We start from the raw sequence: 22,026 nt of genomic DNA, 5'->3' as shown, positions 1-22,026 counted from the left end.
ATGGCGTACATACGGGCGCACAACACCACACAGAAGCGCAAGGGCAAGGCGATCAAGCGTTACGAGGTTGTCTGGCGTGAGCCGGTCACGGATGCGTTCGGCGTGCCTATCCCCGGTGAGTTCCGTTCGCAGCAGGAGACTTGCCATACCCGCGAAGAGGCCGAGACGCGCCGCGACGAGCTCAATGCGGCGAAGCGCACATGCGCCACTTCCGCCCTGGCGAAGGCCAAGGAGGCAGGCCAGCTCCCATTTGGGCAGTATGCGCGGCTATGGCTTGCAGCGCAACAGGTTCGGGTGGCCGATGGAAAGCTCAAGCAGTCCACCCTTGATGGCTATGAACGGCTGTTGCGGTGCTATGTGCTCGATGTATTCGGGCCGCGAGCCGTTGCGTCGATTGCGGCAAGCGATTGCGAAGAGTTCCGGGCACTCCTGGTCTCGCAGCCGTCGCGGCAAGGTGACCACAAGCCCCTCTCGCCTGCCACGCGTAAGCACGTGTGGAACGTGCTGCGCTGGGTACTGGCCTACGCGATGAAGCAGCACGGCGCAATTCCATCCAATCCAGCTGACGCGACAGACAGCCCCAGCGCTCGGGGCACGGGTGACCATGAGAAGTTTGAGCACCACCCGCTCACTGCTGAGCAAGTCGGCACGCTAAGCGCTGCTATCGCGGGCGAGCTACCGGGGCTACCCGAGTACCCGGTGTACGCACTCATGGTGGAGTTCTTGGCCTACAGTGGTTTACGTGCCGCAGAGAACAGCGGCCTTGAGATTGGCGACCTCGTGTTCTCGCCAGGGCCGAAGTGCGCGGTGAAGGTCCAGCGGACCAAGAAACGCAAAGACGGGCAATGGGTTACGAACACGCCCAAGTCCAAGAAGTCCCGGCGTACGGTCCCGGTACCGGACTGGCTCGCGGAGCGTCTGGCCGCGCACCTCGCGGAACACCCCCGCGCTGACGACCCGACTGCGCCCTTGTGGCCCTCACGGAAGAACGGGGGCGGTTATCGCGCAGCAGGGGAGCGATACGCGGTACCGCTGGACTGGTCCCAGCCGCTCGCAATGGGCGCGTTCTACGACACCATTTTTCGCCCAGCCTTGGAGGCAATCGGCCAGCCGGCCACCCGCCCGGCCACAAAAGACACGCCCGCGCTAAGCGGCGTGCGGCTACACGACCTCCGACACACATTCGCGGTGTTACTGCTTTCGGCGGGCGTCCACTTCATGCTGGTGTCCAAATGGCTAGGTCACAGCACCTTCACGCTCACGCTTGACGTGTACGGCGACTACATCCCCGAAGAGGATGGCGGAGCACTCAACACCCTGCCAGCACCACCGGCCCCGGCGAAGCAAGCCGACAACGAGCTACCGGATAACGTAGTCAGTCTGTTTGGGCGACAGGCGAATTAGATTGGTTCCTCGACCAGCTCGGATAGGTTTAATCTTTTCGCGGTCTGCTAACGTGTCGCCAGATGGAATGATCCAGTGCAGCCGCAGGCATATCCAGCCGCCCAGCAGCCTCGGTCACCACACGTGTCACATCTTTATCGCTGACCTTGCGGCCCAATGCTTCTGACGCAAATCGCGTTACAAGCGTGTCCGGCTTCACTCCGTCATACCCGACAAGCATCAGAAAATAGTCCCAGGTGACGGGGCCCAGCCCACGGGTACCGCAGTAGGCGCGACGTTGCTCTGCCGAGTTTCGATCAATGTCGGATGCATGGACTGCGCCGATGTCAGAGAGTCGCGCAGCAGCCGAGATGATTGCTTCAGCCTTCGTTACTCTGCCCGTCTTCTGCCGGTTGGCGAGTACCTCCTGGAGCCAAGCAGGCTCGGCACCGCCGAGCGCGGAGAGGTTATCCCAACCATTCCGACCGGAGTCACGCTTGTATCGCTTGATCGCACCGCGCACGCCGGTATCCGCGGATGTGCCATACACCGCGCGTATTGACAACACAGCATCGATCAGCGCGAGTTCTACGTTTCCTGGCCATCCGTCGGGAGCGCTGAACATCTTGGTGACATTCGACTGCACGCTGTCCACTAGTCGTTCGATATCTTCATCTGAGATCGAAGTACCCATTGAAACGCCCCTCGTCTTGCTGGTTTCACCGCTAGTCGGAGGGACCGTACCGCGCGCTACCGACAACAGGTGGGCACTTTGGTTTTAGGTTCGGCGCAACCACGGGTGCTCACCGCTTCACCCCGGCGAGACCCCGGCGACTGAGGGCGATATGGGGCCGTACCTAGGGCGTACCGATACCGTACTGGCAGCGGCCTAATATGATCTCCTACAGGGCTTTTGCTATCTTCCGCGACGGTGTTTCGCCTGGTCGCGCTAGGCGGCCCGTACGTTCTTAAAATCCGCCAAGTGTCGGTTCGAGTCCGACTGGGGGCACTCAGTAATAAGCGGTTGGGCGGGCTGGCCGCTTCATTGGCTGGCAGGCGCGGAATGGATTTACCGGCGTCGGGAGATGCGCAAGACTCTGACAGCTAACTCCCGTCCGCGCTGGCTACCGCGTATAGTTCCCGCTAGCAGGGGCGGGCATCGCTGCATCAGACTGATGAGGGGTTTTCGGGGTGACGGATCGGATTAAGGCCGATTTGGATGCGTTGGGGAAGCTACGTCCCCAGGTGCAAGAGCTTGCTCAGTCGGTTCAATCTGAGGCGTCGTCTGTCGGAGCGGCAGCCGGGGGCGCTGATCCGGCGTTGGCAGCGATTGCGTCCTTGACGGGCCGGACACTCCCAAACACTCAGAAGGTCGTTGCCAGTTGGATGAACGTATTCGGCGAGGTATGTGAGGCGGGTCGCCAGGGCTTGATTGCGAATGAAGAGCACGGGGTGGCGTTGATGAAAAGCGTTCCCACCCTGGGGCGCAAAGGCTGATCAGGGCACACCACGATGTCTCCGACCAAGCAGCTGATTCTGAGCACGGACCAAAACGCGTACTTGGCTCCTGTGCAGGGCTGGAAGCAGTCCGTGCAAAAGCTGGAGTCACGCACGGAAACCTTCAAGAGCTATGTGAACAAGCCGGGCGGCACCTACTGGGAGGGGCACTTCGCCGAGGCGGCCCAGCAGAACGCTGGCGATGGTCTGAAAACTGTTGGCTCCATTCGTGACACGGTCGATGCTCTTGCTGATCAAGTCACGTCCACAGTCACTTATGGCGTGTTGCCGCCGTTGACTGCCGCCAAGGCGATCATCAACCATGCCGAACAACAACAAGGTGTGATGGTCAACGACGATCTCTCGATGACCTACACCCCACCTAGCGGTATGAGTGATGAGGCGGTCGAAAAGAGTCGTCAGGCCGTGGCGACTATGGCTAAGGAGCTTAAAGACAACGCCGATAAGTGGTGGGCAGCAACACAAACTGTCAAAGGCCAGATAGAGGCAGGCGAAGGTAAGGTCGCGGGCGAGTTGAATCTTGCGGCCGCCACATTCAACGTCAACAACGCTGTCGCCCAGACGAAATCAGCCGACGTTCCGGGCGCCCAAAACGGCAATTTCTACAAGGACTGGTACCCACAGTCCGAGGCGCCAGGAGCCACTACAGCCGCCAACGCCGCTGTCGACCCGAACGCGCCCAAACTCGGCCCGCCGTCCCCAGGCGATAAGCCGCTTCAAGCCGACCCGCGAGCAGGCAGTTTAACCGGGAACTTGGGGGCGCTGGGCATCGCCGAACCGAAGAGTCCTTTGGAACAGCCACGCCCGGTCGATCCGCGCACCACGCTGGCACCCAAGCTGGACCCGAACAGTCCACAAGGCAAGGCCGCCATTGATCAAATGCGCAAGACCCTGCACGGCATGTATCCGCCCGCCGAAGCAGAGCAGCGGCTTCAGGACGCGATCAAGGGTGCGCAACAAGACCGGCCTATGGTTGCAGTGCCCGAGCCTGGTGCACCAGAGCGTGTCAGGGAGACCTTCGAAGACGCCTACCGTGCGAGCTGGGATGAGGGTATCAAAGGCATTCAAGACATGTTGGGCGCCAATGGGTTTGAAGATTTCAAGGACGCCTGGAAAGGCACAGGCGAGGGCCTGCTGCACGTGGCGAACCCGGTCAACGTCGCACCAGATGCCATTAACGAGTTCAAGTCATTCGTCGACAATCCTGAAGCGGCTCTGGGGCACAAATCCGCGGTAGTCACGCAGATGGTTCCAGGTCTAATTCTTGGTGGAGAAGGCGCAGCGGTCAGGGCCGGGCTGCCCGCCGAACTAGTCACCGAGGGCGGTGCACCAGCAGCGGTAATGCGTGGTTTGGACCCCAGCGGGGGAATGCCATGGAAAGACTTCGATTCCCAATACGGCTCAGCGGGTGCCCGTGATTGGCCCAAGAACGACGGATTCCCGCCTGGCTACACCCCCCAGCCAGCTCACTTGCCCGCGGGAACGATCATCGACCGATTCGGCGCCGAAACGGGCAGCTATCTTGCCCCAGACGGCGCACCTTTCGCGGACCGCGCACTGATGCCAGAATCGGTGGGCAGTCCATACCATCGCTACATGGTCACCGGCGAGACACTTCCTCCAGGCTTGCGGATTGTGGAAGGACCAGTCGCCCCCTGGTTTGGACAGACACCCTCGCCCGGAGCTACCCAGTACATGATCGTTGGCTCAGACGGGGCCGCCCCATCCGTTGAAGAGCTGATCCGCCGGGGATACTTGATCGAGGACGGGCCACCCCTTGGACGATAAAGCGCAAGCACTGCAATCCGAGATCGACCGATTGTCGGAATCTCTAGGAGTTGACACCGTCCCTGTTGGCCTACGGACAAACGACGGTCTCAACATCTACATGGACGACTCGGGTGCGTACCACTACACGTTCTTCGAGCGTGGCAAATTGAGCTTTGACAAGATAGGCGACCTAGATGATGTTCTGTATTGGTATTGCGGCGGGATCGTCTTCAGCATTGCTTCGAGATCGACTGGTAACAGGAAGGATCTCTTCTATGTCGAGTACGAAATACTGAGCAAGTTAAACCCCGAGTGGGGAAAGAGGCGGGTCCGTGAAACAGCGGCCATGTTCCGCAACGGGCAACCACAGGACATAGCACTACTGCCCGACATCGGCGAGCCTCTGTAACTATGGGGTACCTCAGCCGGCGGGTGTCGATGGGCAGAAGGCCCGCCCCGACTGACTATGTTTCGCGTGGTCCCTCGGGTAGGTCCGCGTTCCGGCCTGAGATCCGCCAAGTGCCGATTCGAGTCCGACTGGGGTCACAGAGAGTGAAGCGGTAAAGGCGCTGAGCTGACGGTCGTTTCGCTCCAGTCGCCAAAACCTATACAACGCGCTCGTCGCGGTCATACATTGAGCCCGTGGAGCCAAAACGGCTCACGAGCCGACCCACGAAGCTGATGCCAGCAGCGAAGGCGCCGTCGTTGCGGGTCCTGGTCGTCGGCGCCGGTGTCGGCGGAATCTCCATCGCGCGGGGGTTATTACGCGCCGGCCATGACGTCACCGTCTACGAGCAGCGCCCCGATGTACAGGCCGGTGGCGGTGCGGTGACCATCTGGTCTAACGGCGCGACGGTGCTAAGACAGCTGGGCGTGGACATGGACCGGGCCGGCCAGCAGCTGTCCACTGTGCGGGTCATGACGTCGACGGGGCGCCCACTGGCCACCTTGGACGTGGCCACGATCGCCGACCGGCTGGGCGAGCCGGTTCGGATGGTCCCGCGTCATGTCCTGCTTGAGCGGCTACTGAAAGATTTTCCAGCGGAACGTATTCGGTGTAATGCCCGGGCCGTCGGAGCGGTGGGCAACGGCGACGGGGCCCGGGTCGAGTTCGCAGACGGCAGCGTGGCGCAGGGAGACCTGGTGATCGGAGCCGACGGCAGGCATTCGATGGTCCGCGATGTTGTCGGTGCGGGGCGCGGGGAGCCGACGGGCTGGTGCAGTTGGCAGGGACTGACAACCCTCCCGGATGGCGCCGATGAGCGCGTCGCCTTCGTCATCATCGGTGAGCGCGGAAGCCTCGGCCTGTGGCCGGCCGGAGGCTCCGAGGTGCAGTGGTGGTTCGACCTGCCCTGGTCGTCCGGCTTTGTCCGGCCGGCACGCCCGATCGACATGATCCGGTCCACGTTCTCCGGGTGGTCCGAGCCCGTCGATCGAGTGCTTGCCACGCTCACCGACGACGATTTGGCCCATTCGCCCTATCCCCATTTCCGTCATCCCATTCCCCGACCGGGTCACGGCGCGCTGACCCTGCTCGGCGATGCGGCCCACACCATGCCGCCCACCCTGGCGCAAGGGGCCAACCAGGCACTGCTCGACACGATGGTGCTGTGCAAGGCAGTTTCGGAATTTCAGCGCGGCGCCAACACTGACCTGCCCGATGCGCTGCGCTGGTATGAGAAGACCCGCCGACGCCGTGCTGCGGCCGTGTCCCGGGTTGCCTCGCTTCAGGTTTCGCACGGTGAGGCCGTGCTGAGGACGGCGGCGATGGTCTCGGACCGTTTCATGACATGGGCGCTGGCGACGTTCTTACAGTCGGTGAGTCATCGCCGGATGGCCGCTGACATCAACCGGGGCCATGCCGCCGACACAGCTTGCCGGCCGTGATGGCCGTGCCGTCCGGCGCCGTCCGCGTGCGAGGCGCGATCGACGCGCCCTCGCGTTGGCTCTTTCTCGTCAAATGGTGCGTGCTGGCGGCCCCGCACTACCCCATATTGATCGTCCTCTATGTGGTGTATCCGGTGCTGACCGTCGTCGCCGGTATCGCGATCTTGTTCACCGGGCGATATCCGCGGAGCATCTTCGACTTCAACGTCGGGGTGCTGCGCTGGTCCTGGCGGGTGATGAACTACCGGTTTCCGATGAACAGCACAGATAGGTATCCGCCTTTCACGCTCGCCGCGCGACCCGACTATCCCGGCGAACTGGACGTCGACTATCCGGAACAACTCACCCGTTGGGCGGTGCTGGTGAAACTGCTGCTGGCACTGCCGCAGATCATCATCTGCTGGGCCATGGAGCCCCTGCTGCAGGTTCTGGCCGTAATTTCCGCGGTGCGGTTGTTGGCCAGAGGAACGGTGTCGCCAGGCATGTTTGACCTCCTCATGGGAATCGTGCGGTGGCGTTACCGGGTGGCGGTGTACGTCTCGTTGATGTGCGACGAATATCCTTCATTCCGAATGGATTTGGGTGGTGGTGACACGTGAAGCACCGTAATCCGTTGTTCCCATACGTATATCGGCTCGGCATGCCGATATTCGACCGACTGTTCTATCGACGATACCGGCGTGAGGCGATGAGTCATGCGACGGGCAGACTGCTGATCGTGGGCGTTGGCCCGGGAACCGACCTCATGTTCCTTCCGCCCGCGGTGACATCGGTCGCGGCGGTCGAGCCGGAGGCGGCGATGCGTCGGATGGCCGGCGCCCTTGCACGCCGCCGCGGCGTGGACGTCGAGATCCTGGATGGGGTCGGGGAGTCGATACCGTTCCCGGACAATAGTTTCGACTCGGTGCATGTCGGGCTGGTGCTGTGCTCGGTCGACGATGTGGCCGCAACCCTCGGCGAGATCCGGCGGGTGCTCGTCCCGGGAGGCAGGTTGGTGGTCCTCGAGCATGTCCGCGGGGACGGCGTGATGGGGCGATTCCAGGATCTGATCGCCACGCCATGGTCGTGGCTTGCCTCCGGGTGCGAGCCGAACCGCCGGACCGTCGAAGCGATTGCCGCCGCCGGATTCGATACCAGGGGACTGCGCAACGTTCGGCGAACCATGGTGCCGCCGCCGTGCACACCTCACCTGCAAGGCGTCGCTACCGTAGCCGAGGAGCGCTGTTCCACATAGTTATTCGACACTGACGGCCTCGATGATGTTGAGCCGCGCCGCGCGCCGTGCGGGTGGGACCGAGCCCAACAGGCTGATCGCCAGCGCGCCCACGGTGAAGACCATCGCCATCGGGCTCGTCCGGAAGGTGACGTTGAAGTTCATGACGGTGCCGCTGACGAGGCTGAACAGCCACTGATCGACCAGACCGACCAGCAGCCCCGAGGCACCGCCCACGACGCCGATGGCCGCGGCCTCGGCAAGAACCATGCACAAGGTGTACCGGCGGCTGGATCCCATGGCCCGCAGCACACCGATTTCCCGGCGTCGTTCGAGTACCGAAAGCGTCAGCGTGTTCAGCAGCGCGACCGCGGCGACGAACACCACGATGATCCACACGGCGTTGGCGATCAGCATGCTCTGGTGCAGTGGAGCTTCCAGACCGGCCAACGCCGCGCGGCCGTCGTACACGTAGTTCGGTGCGGGCACCACACCGCGGACGTCGGCCAGCAGCCGTCCCGGATCTGCGCCGTCGGCGGCGGTGATTTGGAGTGTCGTCGTGCCGGGGCGGTCAAACCATGCCCGCAGGTGATCCAGACTCATCCCGACGGTGCCGATGACCGTCGAGAAATAGGGCACCAGGGCCAGCACGGGCGTCCGCTGAGGGCCGTGGGGTGTTTGCAACTGCAATTCGTCGCCCACCTGGACGCCGAGAGTCTTACCCAGGTTCTGGGAGAGCACCACGCCCCGGCCGTCGAGCACGTCGTGGCGTACCCATTCGTCGAGCGCGCGAAAGAGCGGATCGTGGGTACCGGGGGAGAATCCATCGAGCATCACGCGTGTGCCGCCGACCACGGCGAATCCGGAGGCGCCTTCGGCGACGTTCGCGACACCCGGCACCGCTACCACCTTCTCGGTAAGACCTTGCGGCAGAACGTCGGTGGGATAGCGGTCGGGTGAGTTGGCGCTCACCCAGACATCGACATCGGCGACGGGTGCGAAGATGGCGCGCGCGGATCGGATCATGTCGTTGTTCGTCCCGGTGATCACCACGGTGGTGACCACGGCGATGAGCCCGGTCATCACGGTGGCCCAGACCCGCCGTGGCGCGCGCTGGACTGTCGGCGCCGCCAGCGCCCCGGGTGAACCGAACATTCGTGCCACGGTGGCTGTCGCGCTGACGATGGGTCCGGCGAGCGCGAAGCCCAGCGCGATCTCGGCGACGAACAGGGCGGCGATCGCGACGAAGGCGAGCGCCCCTGGTTGGTAGAGCACCGTCAGGAGCGATGCTGCCAACACCGCCACGGCCACGACTCCGCTGGCGATACGCAGCCAACGCGGCACGTTGTCGGCCACGGAAACTCCGACGGGTGCCAGCGCCTCGATCGGTGACACTTTGTATACCTGCCGCGCGGCCATCGCCGACGCGGCCACGCTGGTGAGTGCCGTCGCGGCGACGGCAGCCGGGATCGCGTAGTCGGGCAGCCAGTACTCGATGCGGGCTTCGAGCCCTTGGGTTACCGTCGGCGGCAAACGACCAATCGCCTTTTGGCCCAGCAGTATTCCGAGGGTTGAACCGATGGCGCCGCCGATCAGCCCGAGGATCGCGGCCTCGGCGAGCATGTCGCGCACGATCGTCACGCGGCGGCCGCCGATTGCGCGCAGCATAGAGATGACCGGGCGGCGTTGGGCAATCGCCATGGTCATCGTCGTGTAGATCAGGAAGGCCCCGACCACCAACGCGACGGCCGCGCCCATCAGGGCCATGTAGTTCATGAGCTTGACACCGTCGCCGGCTCGCACCGCCCGCAGGCTCGGATCGGCGACGATCGCCCGGCCGTTCACGGCGGCCGTGACCGCATCCCGGACCGCGGCCAGATCCGCACCCGGTGTCGTGGTGACCAGAATCGAATCGAGCTGACCGCGCCGTCCGGTGACCTCCTGCGCCAACGGCAGTGCGGCGAGCACATAGTGCCCGCCGTTGAGATCCGCGAGTTGCTTGCCCGTGAGCACCTCGGCGACGGTCACCGAACCTGAGCCAAGCCGGAATGTATCGCCCTTCGCGTGACCGACGGACGGCCCGATCTGCACACCGGCGGCCGTCCGCGAGGGTGCATCAACCTTGACTCCGACAGCATCTTTCAGGGCGCCTTCCAATGCGGCGCTGCGGTCGTCGGCGCCGAATAGCAGAACCGGTTCCGAATCTGTGGGTGCGGACATCCGGATCATCGGTGCCGCGGTCGCGACTCCGGGAATCTTGGCGACATCGGCCAAGACCGCTTCGGGGAACCCCGCATCGGTGATACCCGATACCTCGAGTGCGGCGACGCCGGCGACTCCGTCCGCCAACCGGTTGACCGATCCGGTGATCGACCCGAAGATTCCGAATATCGCGACGAGATACATTGCAGAAACTGCCATTACGGCGATCGAGGCTATGGTGCGTCGACGATGTACGGTCAATTCGCGCAGACTGAACACACGTAGCCTGCTCGCTGCGGCGGCGATGGTGGCTCCGGTGCCGTGCTGCTCCTGGCGTCCGCGGCCACTCACCCTGGCGCCACCGACATCTCGTCGGAACCGAGCCGACCGTCCTGCAGTGTGATGACCCGATCGGTTGCCGCGGCGGCGTCGGCGTTGTGGGTCACCATCACCACGAGGCGGCCGGAGCCTTCTTCATGGGCGACCTCGGCGAGGAGGGCCAGGATGGCGGTGCCCGTGTGGGAATCCAGGTTCCCGGTGGGTTCGTCGGCAAGGATCAGCGGTGGGTCCATCATCATGGCTCGCGCCACCGCGACGCGTTGCATCTCGCCACCGGACAGTTCGGCCGGGCGGTGTTCGGTCCGCTTACCGAGGCCGACCCGGTCCAGCAGTCGAACCGCGTCCGCTTTGACCTTGCCCAGCCGGATGCCGTCGAGCAGCTTCGGCACCGCCACGTTCTCCCACGCCGACAGCGTCGGCAGCAGGTTGAAGAACTGAAAGACAAACCCGACCCGATGATGGCGGAACTCCGACTGCTGCACGTCGCGGAGCCTGCCGATCTCCTCGCCGTCGAAGGTGATCGATCCCGAGTCGGGAGAGTCCAACGCCCCGAGTAGATGTAGCAGTGTGCTTTTCCCGGCCCCCGATGGCCCGATGACCGACACGAACTGGCCGCCGGACAGGCGCAGGCTGATCTCGTCGAGGGCGCGCACCGTCTGCCCACCAACCCTGTACTCGCGCACTACATTGCGCAGTTCGATGGTCAGTTCGCGCCGGGTCGTATCGGCGTTGTCCAGTCGTCTCAAGGTGGCCTCCCGCGAGACCGGGTTACCCGGCGCGCGGAGGCACGGTCGGGATATGCGGAGCCTACTCCCGGCGCCCTCGCCACATGGGCTTATGTGAGGTTCTTAGGTGAGCACCACAACCCGGTCGGCCAACCGTCGACCACCGGTTCATGCAAGATTGGTGCCATGCCGCAGGAGCTCACCGCCGAACAAGCCGCCGCACTGTTGGGGGCTACCGACACATTGGGAATCCCGCTGGGTCCCGGCCAACCACCGGCGTTCCTGCGTGCCCTCGGCGTGCGCACGGACTGGACGGATCTGCGCGTGTACGGCGCACTACTCGCGGTGGGTACCGAACTGTTCTCCCGCCCGGGCGTGCACTACCTGTCGGGCTTCTTCGGCCCGATCGAGCGCGCCCTGCGAGATATGGGCGCCGATATCGAATTCGCCGCCGCGGACTTCCGCCGGTTCGGCCCGCTGCTCGAGCGGCAGTCACCGCGAGTGATGACCACCGTCGCGACACCGCCCGATGCCGACGGCTGGTGCTCTCTGTCGCTGCACGCGGGCGGGACGATCGGCGAGTTGCGGCGCGCGGGCGCTGATCCGGAGCGACTGCTCATTGTCGAAGTCTCGGAAGGGTATCCGCGCACATTCGGGTTCGGGGAGCAGCACCGCCACGCGCTGCACGTCGATGAGATCGACATCCTGGTGCGCTCGACGGATGCCCCGCTGGCGCTGCCCGGCGGCGATGGGGGGCCGTCGGATATCGATCGGGCCATCGCCCAACACGCCGTGGCGTTCATCGGCTCAGGGTCGACATTGCAAACCGGAATCGGGGCTATTCCCAACCAGATTGCGACGCTGTTGGCCGAGGGGGAGGGCGGCAGCTACGGGCTGCACAGCGAGATGTTCACCGACGGCTGCATGCAACTGCACCGCGCCGGCAAGGTCACCAACACCGGTAAGGGGCAGTACGACGGCGTGAGTGTGACGACCTTCGCCTTCGGATCCCCGGATCTCTATGCGTGGCTGGACGGCAATCCCGATGTCGCGTTCCTGCCCGTCGAGATTGTCAACGCACCCGAGGTGATTGGCGCCAACAACGACATGATCTCGATCAACGGTGCGCTCGCGATCGACATCCAGGGGCAGGTTGTCGCCGACACCATCGCCGGAGGGCAATTCAGCGGGATCGGTGGTGCCGAGGACTTCGTGGCAGGGGCCGGCCTGGAGCTATCGGACCGTTCGCTGATCTGTCTGCCGTCGACATTCGAGAAGAACGGCGTGCTGCAGTCGCGCATCGTGCCGTGGTTTGGTCCCGGTGTCGTCGTCACCACGCCGCGTCACCAGGTCGACGTGATCGTCACCGAGTACGGCGCTGCGGAATTGGAGGGCAGGACGGTGCGAGAGCGCGGTGAGGCGCTGGCGGCCATCGCGCATCCGCAGTTCCGGGACGCCCTGCTGGAGGCTGCTGAGCGTGCGTCGAATGGCCGCTCACCGGTCAGTTGAGTACTGACTTCTCAGCCCTGCTCCACGGTGTTGTTATCGCCGGACTTGGAGACTTCCGGTTCCCCGGAGTGATACGTGACCTTGTTGTCGAAGCCTGAGGCGCCGATCGTGCGCGCGGCTTCCACGGTCACCGCGTTCTCGACACCCGATACCGTCAGGGTGTAGCAATTGCCCACGATGTCAACGGTATTGGACACTCCGCTAACGCTCACCGAGCAGCCGTCGCAGTTGACCGTTATCTGCTTGTGCGTACCGGAGACGCTGAAGGTTGAGCCGGGCGGCGCGTACGTGGGGCCGGGGGTTGACGTGGTCGACGGTGTCGCACTGGTCCGAGTCGGGAGCTTGACGACGGTTGACCTGACCGGACGTGGGGTTGATGGACCCGAGCTCGTCGGAACATTATGCGGGGCTGTGGGTTTGGCGGCGTAGAAGATAAGCCCGGCCACTCCCGCAGTGATCACGGCGAAGAACACCATGAATCGTCGGAGAAATTTAGGGGCGGGAGAACGGGTCGGATACGGCGTGCCATAGAGCGGCGGTGGATACGGACTCGATGTCGGCGGCGGATACGGGTTCGGGTCGGTGACGCCCAGTTCCGACCTCCGTGCCGTCTCGCTCAGTGAGCGTTCCAGCTCCCGGATTCGGGCTTCGGGGTCACCATCCGGCTCCACCTACAGATAGTCCCACACCGGGCCCACCGCGGCGGTAGCGTTTTGGCTATGGGCTCCACCGAGATTGTGGCCGCCGAACCACAGCTCTTCGTCACCGACTTCGAACGCGCCGTCGGCTTCTACGTCGACACGCTCGGATTTGAGCTGGCCTTCACCTACGGCGAGCCGGCGTTCTATGGCCAGGTGCGACGCGGCGGCGCGAGCCTGAATCTGCGCAAGGTCGCCGCCCCGGTGTTTGACCCTAATTTCCTTGCCACGGAACGTGATCCGATTTCCGCCACGCTCACGACGTATAAGCTGGGCCCGCTCCACGACGAGTACCAGGTGGCGGGTGTGGACTTCCATCAGCCATTGCAGACCGAGGAGTGGGGCAGCGTCACGTTCATCGTGAAGGACCCCGATGGGAACCTCCTGCTGTTCTCGGGCGCGGAGGCCTAAAAGAATCTCTCGCCAGCGGCGCCCTCGGCGACCACAATGGGCGGCATGCAATTGCCTACCTCATTTGACGGGCTCGGGACCGACGGCGGCAAGTCCATTGTGTACGGCGAGCCGTACACAACTGCTGACGGCACCATGGTCATCACGGTTGCCAGGGTGCGCGGCCGTGGCCGCGGCCCCGACGGCGAACCGCTGGAAACACTGGCCAGACCGGTGGGACTATTCGTCATCAAGGACGGGGACGCGCAATGGCGACCGGCCTTTAACGCTGACCGGGCCTCGACGTTGGGCATACTCACCGGCCTGATCGCCGCGGTGTTGGGACTCGTAGCCATCATCCGTCGGCCGCCGTGGCCGGATCTCACCTTGCCGGGTTGGTCGCCAGCGGAGAACCCGCACTGGTTCCGCGATAGGCGCTGATTGCTCAGCGCCCGTCGCGGCAGCCAATCGCTACTTCGGGGTGACGGTCTCCTTGAAGGTTCCGTCGCCCTGGTTCAGCCAGGTGATGGAGCCCTTCTGGAATTCGCCGATCCAGCCGCCCTTGGCGACATCGGGCCCGCCGGCAGTCTCGGCTTCGTCGGCGGTGGGGAAGCCGAGCGTGCCGCCCGCTCCACCCTGCTCGGTGTACACCTTCAGGATTTCGCCCTGTACGAGGTGTGCACCGGTGGCCGGCGAACTGAAAATGGTGCCCTTGGAGAATGCCTGCACCGTGCCGTCACCCACCTTTTCGGGCTGTCCGGTCGGCAGGCCGAGCTTGGCCTCGCCGCCGGCCTTGGTGTACGCCTCGGCAACCGTCGGCTCCAGCGTCACATCGCCGACACCCGGCACGTTGACGGTGGAGGGCGCCCCGGCGACGACGGAAGACACCGCACTGCTTGCCGACGATGCGGCACTCGATGCGGCGCTACCACCAGCGCTGATGGCCGAAGATGCCGCACTGGTCGCGCTGGATAGCGACTCCTTGGCGGCGTTTTTGTCGTCTTGAGAACACGCGACAACGACCGCCGCGGATAAGGCGACGATGGAAACCGCGCCTGCTGCTCGTTTCATCAGATTGGTGTCCATGATCCGAACGTAACAACATAAACGCGCCATTTAGGTGAGTTTGTCGATGTTCACCTTTTGGCCATTGAGTGATTTCGTTGCAAATACGGATGCTATTCGCCCGAAAATGCACCGAAATAGCGTCGCGGACTACGAAGCCGGAATCAGCTCGCAGACGTAGTCGCCGACATCAATGTGTACCTCGGCAGCATCCGGAACCGTGGGAGTGGGCACGACGTTCAGCTGGAACTGCTCGCGGCCGAAATCGTCGGTGGTTCCCGGCCACTGTTGCTGCAGGATGTCGCTGATCAGGCCCGTGACCGCGGGCTCGGTGACCCGGTAGGTCTCGGCCTGGCAGAACTTCGAGTACACCTCGGTGACCCGGATGCGCGCCTTTTCGATGGGCAGGGTGCCCAGGTCATCGCCGGTTTCGGGATCGCGGACAGCGGTTCCGGTGGCCCCGATGACCGAGAAGATCATCCCGACCTCGACGCCTGCGTCATCACCCTTATTGACCAGCACCGAGTAGCGGTCGACGATATCGGCGACCTTTCCGATGATGGGGTCGACGGGCTCTGGCTCCAGATCACCAGCCGATTGCTCCGCCGGTTTTGTCTCTTCAGGCATTGCCCACGCCGACGGTGTAGTTGTTGGGGCGCGCAGCGGTCTCGATCTTTTGCCGCTCTGGCTGTCCGGCGGTCTCGGCCGTGGCGAAATCGGTCTTGGCCTTGGCCACCGCGGTGCTCGAGACATTCTCCGACTCGCGCAGTGCCTGGAAGGCGTGGCGCAAAGTCAGACGGCTGATCGTCAGCGCGAGGTTCAGGGCGCTGGAGGCGGACTGCTTGTTGCCCTCGTTGAGATCGTTGGACGCGCTCGCAAGGTGCTTGTCCACGTCGATCATGCCCTGGAGCGTCACCATGGTGGAGTACGCCGACTGCCCGACATTGCGGTCAAGCTTGTTGCTCTGCTGAATGCGGTGATACAGATCGGCAATCAAGATTCCGGAGACGAGGGCGAGCAGCGGCGTGACGATGCCCTGCACGAATCGGGCGAGTTCGGTGTCACCCGCCGTGAAGCCGACAACCGCTGCGACGATGGTTGCGACAACTGCCGCTCCGACGATCGTCCAATGAACCAGCGTGGGCTTCGGGGGAAGCTGATCTGAATTCGCCAACGTCGTTACCGTCCGTTCGGTGAGTGGACACATTCGTTGCATCCGTGACCCCATGAGCACTGACCGGAGCATGCTAACACCGCGTGCGGGTTCGTCCAAGGTGAGGTTACGTGCATTACTCGATGTTTGCTGAGTGATGCGTTCGCGTCAGATTTTTCCGAATTCTGTTGAATCGCAAAGGAAATCGATGAGTGCCTTATCGGGCCGTGCTTAGCACTGCTGCTCGGCGGCGGCGTTCGTCGCCACGATCACCGCAGCTTGCCGGTCCGCGGGCAGCTCGTGCCAGGACTTATGAAAGGTCCCGGGGCCCACGTTCCCATTGGTCTGAATGGACTGCAGATACCCCTCGACGAGCTGGGCGGGGCCATCCTGCTTCCCGGTCATCCAGTCTGCCGCCGCGCGGCAGGCTTGGTAGTACTCCTCCTCCAAAGAGCTGGGCGCGGCGTCCACGGACGTCGTGACGCCCGCTGGGGACAGCCCAGAACCGGAGGCGGGGGGTTGGGCGGCGGGTTTCTCGATGGGTGCGGTGGTGCCGCCGGTGGGGGCGGGAGTCGCCTTGTCGTCGGATTTGGACGTGCATGCCGCACCGATCAACGGGACACAGAGGGCCATCAGGGTCGCGGCGATGCGGGTTGTGGCGGTCACCACTCCAAAGTAGCAAGTGCCTACCAGCGACAACATTTACTCACTCAGAGCTTTTGCTCGGAGGGGAAAACCGCTGGAAAACGCCGGTACCATTTCAGCTGTGATGGGACACAGGGGTTTTCAGGGGTGGTGTTGCGGCTAGCCGCCACCATCCCTGCCCCTGCCATCGATTGAGCCTTCATGACCACTGCATCTGTCCTGGATCTGCGCCGCCCGTCCTCCGCCGGATCCTCACCCACCCGACTGCGACTGCCGGATCTGCTCCGCATCACCGATGAGGGTGCCGACGACGCCCTGCACGGCCGCTTCGACCATCTGCTGCCCGCGGGCGGGCTTCCTGCCGACGAGCGCTGGGCCACCCGCATTCATGCCGACGACGAGCTGGACGTCTGGCTGATCAGCTGGGTGCCCGACAAGTCCACCGAATTGCACGACCACTGCGGGTCACTCGGCGCGCTGACCGTGCTCAGCGGTTCGCTACACGAATATCGCTGGGACGGAAGTCAACTGGTGCGCCGTCGGCTCGACGCGGGGGATCAGGCCGGATTCCCGCTGGGCTGGGTGCACGACGTGATGCGGGCACCCCTGAGATCCATCGAAGCACCGGCTCCTGCTGAAATCGGACCCACGCTGAGTGTGCACGCGTACTCGCCGCCGCTGACCGCGATGTCGTACTACGAAGTGACCCAGGCCAAGACGCTGCGACGGAGCCGCACCATCCTCACCGATGAGCCCGAAGGGCCGGCGGCATGACGATCCATGATCTGCTGGCCACGGCGCGCGGCCGCCTGCGCCGTCTGCCCGCCGACGAGGTGCCGACCGCGCTCGGCCGCGGCGCATTCCTCGTCGACATTCGCCCCGCCGCGCAGCGTGCCGAGGAGGGCGAAGTGGTCAATGCCCTCGTCATCGAGCGCAATGTTCTGGAGTGGCGCCTGGACCCGGAAAGTGACGCCCGGATCCCGGAGGCGGGCAATCACGACGTGGAATGGGTCATCCTGTGCCAGGAGGGCTATACGTCCAGCCTGGCTGCCGCCTCTCTGCAGGAGATCGGCCTCTACCGCGCCACCGACGTCATCGGCGGATACAAGGCCCTCAAGGACAACGGCATCCTGATCTAGGTATAGACGCGGGCACCACATGCGATAGGTCCAGGACGTCTGGCTTTAGCCGAAGTCACCGGCGTCGCGCCGCAGGTGCGTCAACACCGACACCAGGGTGCGGGTACGCGCGGGCGAGAGCCCGATCTGTGCGAACACTTTCGCGTTCAGGTCGGCCGTCGCCACCGAACCGAGATCGCGTCCGGCGCCGGTGATCTCCACCAGCGTGCCGCGACCGTCGGCGGGGTTGGGAACTCGGCGCACCAGTCCCGCCTCCTCCAGTCGGTCCACCGTGTTGGTCACCGATGTGGGGTGAACCTGAAGGCGGGCACTGGCTTTGGCCATGGGCATGGAGCCGGCCCGGCTGAACGACAGCAGCATCAACAGCTCGTACCGCGAGAAGGTCAGTCCGTGTGGGCGCAGCACATCTTCGACGCGCGCCAGCATGATCTGGTGAGTCCGCATCACCGATGTGACGGCGGCCATCCCGTCGGCGACCTCACCCCAGCCGTTCTCAACCCAATGGCGATGGGCATCGTCGACGGGATCGAACGGCAGGGTCATGATCCGACGAATCTCTACCGGTGAATGAAGTTGGCAGGACGCTTCTCGACGAATGCGGCCATGCCCTCTGACTGGTCAGCGGTTCCGAATGCCGAGTGGAAGATCCTGCGCTCGAACAACAATCCTTCGGTCAGGCTGGACTCGAAGGCCCGATGGACGGCTTCCTTGGCCATCATGGAGGCCGAGAGTGACATCTCCGAGATGGTCTTGGCGACGGCCTTGGCCTCGTCGAGCAGGCTTACGGTGGGGACCACACGCGACACCAGACCGCTGCGCTCGGCCTCGGCGGCATCCATGTTGCGCCCGGTGAGAATCATGTCCATGGCCTTCGCCTTGCCGATGGCGCGAGTGAGCCGCTGCGATCCACCCATGCCGGGCAGCACGCCCAGCTTGATCTCGGGCTGGCCGAACTTGGCGTTTTCGGCGGCGATGATCAGGTCGCACATCATGGCCAGCTCACATCCGCCGCCCAGGGCGTATCCGCTCACGGCCGCGATGGTCGGGGTGCGTACGGCGCCCAACTTGCCCCAGGCGGCGAAGAAGTCGGAGCCGAACATGTCGCTGAACGACTGGTCGGCCATTTCTTTGATATCCGCACCAGCCGCGAATGCCTTCTCGCTACCGGTGATGATGATCGCTCCGATGCCATGGTCGGCGTCGAATTCTGCTGCGGCGGTGGTGACCTCGTTCATTACCTGCGAGTTCAGCGCGTTGAGCGCCTTTGGCCGGTTCAGGGTGATGACGGCGACCCGGTCGATCTGCTCGGTGAGGATGGTTTCGAAAGTCATGACACTCCTTGAATTCGCGTGAAGATCGCCGAGAAGTCTAGGCCCGAGCCGCCCGAGGTATTGAAGTCGTCGTAGATGTGGGCTGCGGCGAGGCCGAGCTGCGCATCAACTCCGTTGGTGCGTACCGCATTGGCGGCCAGTCCCAAGTCCTTGGCCATCAGGGCGACGGCGAAGCCGGGCGTGTAGTCACGATTCGCGGGACTGGTGGGCACGGGGCCGGGCACGGGACAGTTCGACGTGAGCGCCCAACACTGACCGGAGGCGTTGGCGGCGACATCGAAAAGAGCCTGATGGCTCAGGCCGAGCTTCTCACCCAGCGCGAACGCCTCGCTGATCGCGATCATCGACACCCCGAGGATCATGTTGTTACAGATCTTCGCGGCCTGCCCCACGCCGGGGCCGCCACAGTGCACGACGCGCTTGCCCATGACTGTCAGGATCGGTTCGGCGTCGGCGAATACGGCGTCATCGGCACCCACCATGAACGTCAGCGTCGCCGCGGTGGCGCCGGGCACTCCGCCGGATACCGGAGCGTCGGCGAAGCGATGTCCCGCGGTGGTCGCCGCCTCATGTGCGGCGCGCGCATCGGCCACGTCGACGGTGGAGGAGTCGATGAACAGCGTGCCCGGACGCGCCGCGGGCAGCAGGTCCTGATACGCGGCGAGCACATGCTCGCCCTTGGGCAACATGGTGATCACCACATCGGCAGTCGCGGCAGCCGCCGCCCCCGATTCCGCCAGCGGCAGACCGGCCTCGGTGGCGGCTGCGCGTGCCTGCTCGGACAGGTCGAAGGCGGCCACGGTGTGCCCGGCCTTCGCGAGGTTGACCGCCATCGGTAACCCCATGTGGCCCAAGCCGATGAATGCAATATTCGTCATGACCACACCAAATCATCGCTGACTGGCTGGAAGAAGGCCTCGACATCGGCATCGGTAACCGCGGCGAGTGTCTTCGGGTCCCACTGTGGGTTGCGATCCTTGTCGACCAGCTGCGCCCTGATGCCCTCGACGAGATCGTGGGAACTCACCGATTGGCTGGACACCCGATACTCCTGGGTGAGCACTGCTTCCAGCGAGGGCAGTTCGCGGGCCCGTCGCACGGCGGCGAGCGTCACCGACAATGCGATGGGGGAGCGGGTCAGGATCTGATCGGCGGCCGCGCGGGCTCGCTCATCGCCGTGCGACTGCAGCGCCGCCACGATATCGGCGACGGTTTCCCGGGCGTAGCATTCGTCGATCCAGGTGCGTTGGGCCAAAAGGTCACTCGAAGGAGCTATGGCGCCGTGCACCGCGAGCGCGGTGGCGAGGTCGCTGTCGATGATGGCCCTGGTGAACTTTTCCAGCCGGTCATGTGGCACGTAGTGGTCGGCGAAGCCCAACGCGATGGCGTCGGCACCGGAGAACGGGGCGCCGGTGAGTCCGGCGTGCAGTCCAAGCTGACCCGGGGCGCGGGAGAGTAGATAGGTTCCGCCCACATCCGGGATGAATCCGATCCCGACCTCGGGCATGCCGACCTTGGAGGTGTCCGTGACGATGCGCGTGTTGGCATGCCCAGCCACTCCCACACCGCCACCCATCACGATGCCATCCATCAGCGCCACATACGGTTTCGGGAACCGGCCGACCTGGGCGTTGAGCTGGTACTCCTCGCGGAAGAACCGGCGGGCAACCACCCCGTCGATCTTGGCGCTGTTGTGGATCTCCACCACGTCGCCACCCGCACAGAGGCCGCGCTCCCCGGCGCCGGACAGCACCACCGCACGCACCGCGTCATCGGCCTCCCACTCGGACAGGGCCACCGACATCGCGGTGATCATGTCGTTGGTCAGCGAGTTGATGGCCTTGGGACGGTTGAGCGTCAGCAGGCCGACACCCTTTTCGACTCGCGTCTCGATCTGATCTGTCACGCCGGAAGCCCCTCTGTCATTAGCTTGCGGGACACAATGACTCGCATGATCTCGTTGGTTCCTTCCAGAATCTGGTGCACCCGTAGGTCACGCACGATCTTCTCGATACCGTATTCGGCCAGGTAGCCGTAGCCGCCGTGGAGCTGCAACGCCTCGTTGGCCACCGTGAAACCTACGTCAGTGGCAATGCGTTTGGCCATGGCGCACAGCTCGGCCGCGCGCGGATCGCCCTCATGTACCGCCGAGGCCGCACGCCAGACCATGGTGCGGGCCGCCTCCAGCTCCGTGGCCATGTCCGCGAGCCTGAACTGCAGCGCCTGGAACTTGATCAGCTCGTCGCCGAATGCCTTACGCGTGCGCAGGTACTCAATGGTCTTCTCCAGCGCCGAGCGGGCACCACCGAGCGAGCAGGACGCGATGTTGAGCCGGCCGCCGTTGAGTCCGCGCATCGCGATGGTGAATCCGATGCCTTCCTCGCCGATACGGTTGTCCACCGGAACCCGGACATCTTCGAAGACGACCTGTGCGGTGGGCTGAGCATGCCAACCCATCTTGCGTTCCGGGGGCCCGAAGGACAGCCCCGGAGTGTCCTTGGGCACCACGATGGTGGAGATGCCCCGTGGGCCGGGGCCCCCGGTGCGTGCCATTACCACGTAGAGGTCCGCGGCCCCGGCGCCCGAGATGAACTGTTTGACGCCGTTGAGCACATACTCGTCCCCCTGGCGAACCGCGCTGGTTCGCAAGGCCGATGCGTCACTTCCGCATTCGGGCTCGGTCAGGCAGTACGCCCCGAGCGTCTCCATGGTGCACATCGAGGGCAGCCACCGTTGCCGCTGCTCCTCATCGCCGAATTCGTCGATCATCCAGGCAGCCATGTTGTGAATGGAGATGAACGCGGACACGGCGGAGCACCCGGTGGCCATCGCCTCGAAGATCAACGAGGCATCCAGACGAGTGAGACCGGAGCCGCCGACTTCGGGATCGATGTAGATGCCGCCCATGCCCAATGCCGCGGCCTTGGGAAACACCTCGACCGGGAAGTATTTGTCGCGGTCCCATTCCAGGGCGTGGGGCGCGATGTGGATATCGGCGAATTCCCGTGCCGTATTCCAGATTTCACGCTGCTCGTCGGTGAGATTGAACATGGATAGCC

Annotated in this window: 24 protein-coding genes; 11 read left to right on the top strand and 13 right to left on the bottom strand. The window is 64.2% G+C overall.

What is annotated here, in order from left to right; genetic code table 11:
* A complete protein-coding gene (locus B4383_RS20070) occupies positions 1 to 1,404 on the top strand; it encodes a tyrosine-type recombinase/integrase (protein ID WP_078292944.1) in 1,404 nt (467 codons plus the stop codon).
* 28 nt (positions 1,405 to 1,432) lie between these two features.
* Here B4383_RS20070 and B4383_RS20065 read toward each other — a convergent pair whose 3' ends face one another.
* Positions 1,433 to 2,077: a hypothetical protein gene (locus B4383_RS20065; protein ID WP_078292943.1), complete on the bottom strand. Its 645-nt coding sequence runs from the start codon at positions 2,075 to 2,077 to the stop codon at positions 1,433 to 1,435.
* An 896-nt stretch (positions 2,078 to 2,973) separates the two neighbouring features.
* On the opposite strand from B4383_RS20065, the gene B4383_RS26415 reads away from it, so the two are divergent.
* From B4383_RS26415 to B4383_RS20040, 5 genes are all read left to right on the top strand, one after another.
* Positions 2,974 to 4,689, top strand: a complete 1,716-nt coding sequence (locus tag B4383_RS26415; protein ID WP_286143749.1) for a TNT domain-containing protein — start codon at positions 2,974 to 2,976, stop codon at positions 4,687 to 4,689.
* A complete protein-coding gene (locus B4383_RS26410; RefSeq protein WP_139360915.1) occupies positions 4,679 to 5,080 on the top strand; it encodes a hypothetical protein in 402 nt (133 codons plus the stop codon). Before B4383_RS26415 ends, B4383_RS26410 begins: the two co-directional genes overlap by 11 nt.
* A gap of 272 nt (positions 5,081 to 5,352) precedes the next feature.
* Positions 5,353 to 6,558: an NAD(P)/FAD-dependent oxidoreductase gene (locus B4383_RS20050; RefSeq protein ID WP_078292941.1), complete on the top strand. Its 1,206-nt coding sequence runs from the start codon at positions 5,353 to 5,355 to the stop codon at positions 6,556 to 6,558.
* Positions 6,559 to 6,584: 26 nt separating this feature from the next.
* Positions 6,585 to 7,157, top strand: coding sequence for a DUF4389 domain-containing protein (locus tag B4383_RS20045; RefSeq protein WP_078292973.1), 573 nt, complete (start codon positions 6,585 to 6,587; stop codon positions 7,155 to 7,157).
* Entirely contained in the window at positions 7,154 to 7,792 is a 639-nt protein-coding gene (locus B4383_RS20040) for a class I SAM-dependent methyltransferase (RefSeq protein WP_139360914.1), read from the top strand. The genes B4383_RS20045 and B4383_RS20040 overlap by 4 nt, the downstream gene beginning before the upstream one ends.
* Here B4383_RS20040 and B4383_RS20035 read toward each other — a convergent pair whose 3' ends face one another.
* Both B4383_RS20035 and B4383_RS20030 read right to left on the bottom strand, forming a co-directional pair.
* Positions 7,793 to 10,192: an ABC transporter permease gene (locus B4383_RS20035; protein WP_286150686.1), complete on the bottom strand. Its 2,400-nt coding sequence runs from the start codon at positions 10,190 to 10,192 to the stop codon at positions 7,793 to 7,795.
* Between the two features lie 128 nt (positions 10,193 to 10,320).
* A complete protein-coding gene (locus B4383_RS20030) occupies positions 10,321 to 11,019 on the bottom strand; it encodes an ABC transporter ATP-binding protein (RefSeq protein ID WP_078292970.1) in 699 nt (232 codons plus the stop codon).
* 204 nt (positions 11,020 to 11,223) lie between these two features.
* Between B4383_RS20030 and B4383_RS20025 the strand changes: the two genes are divergently transcribed.
* Positions 11,224 to 12,546, top strand: a complete 1,323-nt coding sequence (locus B4383_RS20025) for an acetyl-CoA hydrolase/transferase C-terminal domain-containing protein (protein WP_078292940.1) — start codon at positions 11,224 to 11,226, stop codon at positions 12,544 to 12,546.
* 11 nt (positions 12,547 to 12,557) lie between these two features.
* Here the strand turns inward: B4383_RS20025 and B4383_RS20020 are convergent, their stop codons facing one another.
* On the bottom strand, positions 12,558 to 13,217 hold the full coding sequence (locus B4383_RS20020) for a DUF3060 domain-containing protein (protein ID WP_078292939.1): 660 nt from the start codon (positions 13,215 to 13,217) through the stop codon (positions 12,558 to 12,560).
* A gap of 48 nt (positions 13,218 to 13,265) precedes the next feature.
* Here B4383_RS20020 and B4383_RS20015 point away from each other — a divergent pair, with 48 nt between their 5' ends.
* Together B4383_RS20015 and B4383_RS20010 are read left to right on the top strand one after the other, a co-directional pair.
* A complete protein-coding gene (locus tag B4383_RS20015) occupies positions 13,266 to 13,655 on the top strand; it encodes a VOC family protein (RefSeq protein WP_078292938.1) in 390 nt (129 codons plus the stop codon).
* Between the two features lie 36 nt (positions 13,656 to 13,691).
* Complete coding sequence (locus B4383_RS20010; RefSeq protein ID WP_078292937.1) at positions 13,692 to 14,075, top strand: hypothetical protein; 384 nt, start codon at positions 13,692 to 13,694, stop codon at positions 14,073 to 14,075.
* Positions 14,076 to 14,105: 30 nt separating this feature from the next.
* Here B4383_RS20010 and B4383_RS27470 read toward each other — a convergent pair whose 3' ends face one another.
* The 4 genes from B4383_RS27470 to B4383_RS26400 form a co-directional block, all read right to left on the bottom strand.
* Positions 14,106 to 14,720: a hypothetical protein gene (locus B4383_RS27470; protein WP_139360912.1), complete on the bottom strand. Its 615-nt coding sequence runs from the start codon at positions 14,718 to 14,720 to the stop codon at positions 14,106 to 14,108.
* 129 nt (positions 14,721 to 14,849) lie between these two features.
* Positions 14,850 to 15,326 carry a hypothetical protein gene (locus tag B4383_RS19995; protein ID WP_078292936.1) on the bottom strand — a complete coding sequence of 159 codons (477 nt, stop codon included), beginning with the start codon at positions 15,324 to 15,326 and terminating at the stop codon, positions 14,850 to 14,852.
* Positions 15,319 to 15,906, bottom strand: coding sequence for a hypothetical protein (locus B4383_RS19990; protein ID WP_078292935.1), 588 nt, complete (start codon positions 15,904 to 15,906; stop codon positions 15,319 to 15,321). The genes B4383_RS19995 and B4383_RS19990 overlap by 8 nt, the downstream gene beginning before the upstream one ends.
* Before the next feature lie 177 nt (positions 15,907 to 16,083).
* On the bottom strand, positions 16,084 to 16,554 hold the full coding sequence (locus B4383_RS26400; RefSeq protein WP_139360911.1) for a lipoprotein LpqV: 471 nt from the start codon (positions 16,552 to 16,554) through the stop codon (positions 16,084 to 16,086).
* Positions 16,555 to 16,698: 144 nt separating this feature from the next.
* On the opposite strand from B4383_RS26400, the gene B4383_RS19980 reads away from it, so the two are divergent.
* Positions 16,699 to 17,271, top strand: a complete 573-nt coding sequence (locus B4383_RS19980) for a cysteine dioxygenase family protein (protein ID WP_078292933.1) — start codon at positions 16,699 to 16,701, stop codon at positions 17,269 to 17,271.
* Positions 17,268 to 17,636 carry a rhodanese-like domain-containing protein gene (locus tag B4383_RS19975; protein WP_078292932.1) on the top strand — a complete coding sequence of 123 codons (369 nt, stop codon included), beginning with the start codon at positions 17,268 to 17,270 and terminating at the stop codon, positions 17,634 to 17,636. Before B4383_RS19980 ends, B4383_RS19975 begins: the two co-directional genes overlap by 4 nt.
* 45 nt (positions 17,637 to 17,681) lie before the next feature.
* Here the strand turns inward: B4383_RS19975 and B4383_RS19970 are convergent, their stop codons facing one another.
* Genes B4383_RS19970 through B4383_RS19950 form a run of 5 tightly spaced genes read right to left on the bottom strand, consistent with a single transcriptional unit; the run spans position 17,682 to position 22,018 of the window.
* Positions 17,682 to 18,179, bottom strand: coding sequence for a MarR family transcriptional regulator (locus B4383_RS19970; protein ID WP_078292931.1), 498 nt, complete (start codon positions 18,177 to 18,179; stop codon positions 17,682 to 17,684).
* A gap of 14 nt (positions 18,180 to 18,193) precedes the next feature.
* On the bottom strand, positions 18,194 to 18,967 hold the full coding sequence (locus B4383_RS19965; RefSeq protein WP_078292930.1) for an enoyl-CoA hydratase: 774 nt from the start codon (positions 18,965 to 18,967) through the stop codon (positions 18,194 to 18,196).
* Positions 18,964 to 19,845, bottom strand: coding sequence for a 3-hydroxyisobutyrate dehydrogenase (mmsB, locus tag B4383_RS19960; protein WP_078292929.1), 882 nt, complete (start codon positions 19,843 to 19,845; stop codon positions 18,964 to 18,966). The genes B4383_RS19965 and mmsB overlap by 4 nt, the downstream gene beginning before the upstream one ends.
* Positions 19,842 to 20,873: an enoyl-CoA hydratase/isomerase family protein gene (locus B4383_RS19955; RefSeq protein ID WP_078292928.1), complete on the bottom strand. Its 1,032-nt coding sequence runs from the start codon at positions 20,871 to 20,873 to the stop codon at positions 19,842 to 19,844. Before B4383_RS19955 ends, mmsB begins: the two co-directional genes overlap by 4 nt.
* A complete protein-coding gene (locus B4383_RS19950) occupies positions 20,870 to 22,018 on the bottom strand; it encodes an isobutyryl-CoA dehydrogenase (protein WP_078292927.1) in 1,149 nt (382 codons plus the stop codon). Before B4383_RS19950 ends, B4383_RS19955 begins: the two co-directional genes overlap by 4 nt.
* Positions 22,019 to 22,026 lie beyond the last annotated feature (8 nt).

Origin of the sequence: Mycobacterium sp. D16R24 (genome assembly GCF_002013385.1) — a bacterium.
In the GTDB taxonomy this organism is placed as follows: domain Bacteria; phylum Actinomycetota; class Actinomycetes; order Mycobacteriales; family Mycobacteriaceae; genus Mycobacterium.
The sequence above is the reverse complement of the archived record's forward strand: the minus strand, read 5'-3'. Positions and strand labels throughout refer to the sequence as shown.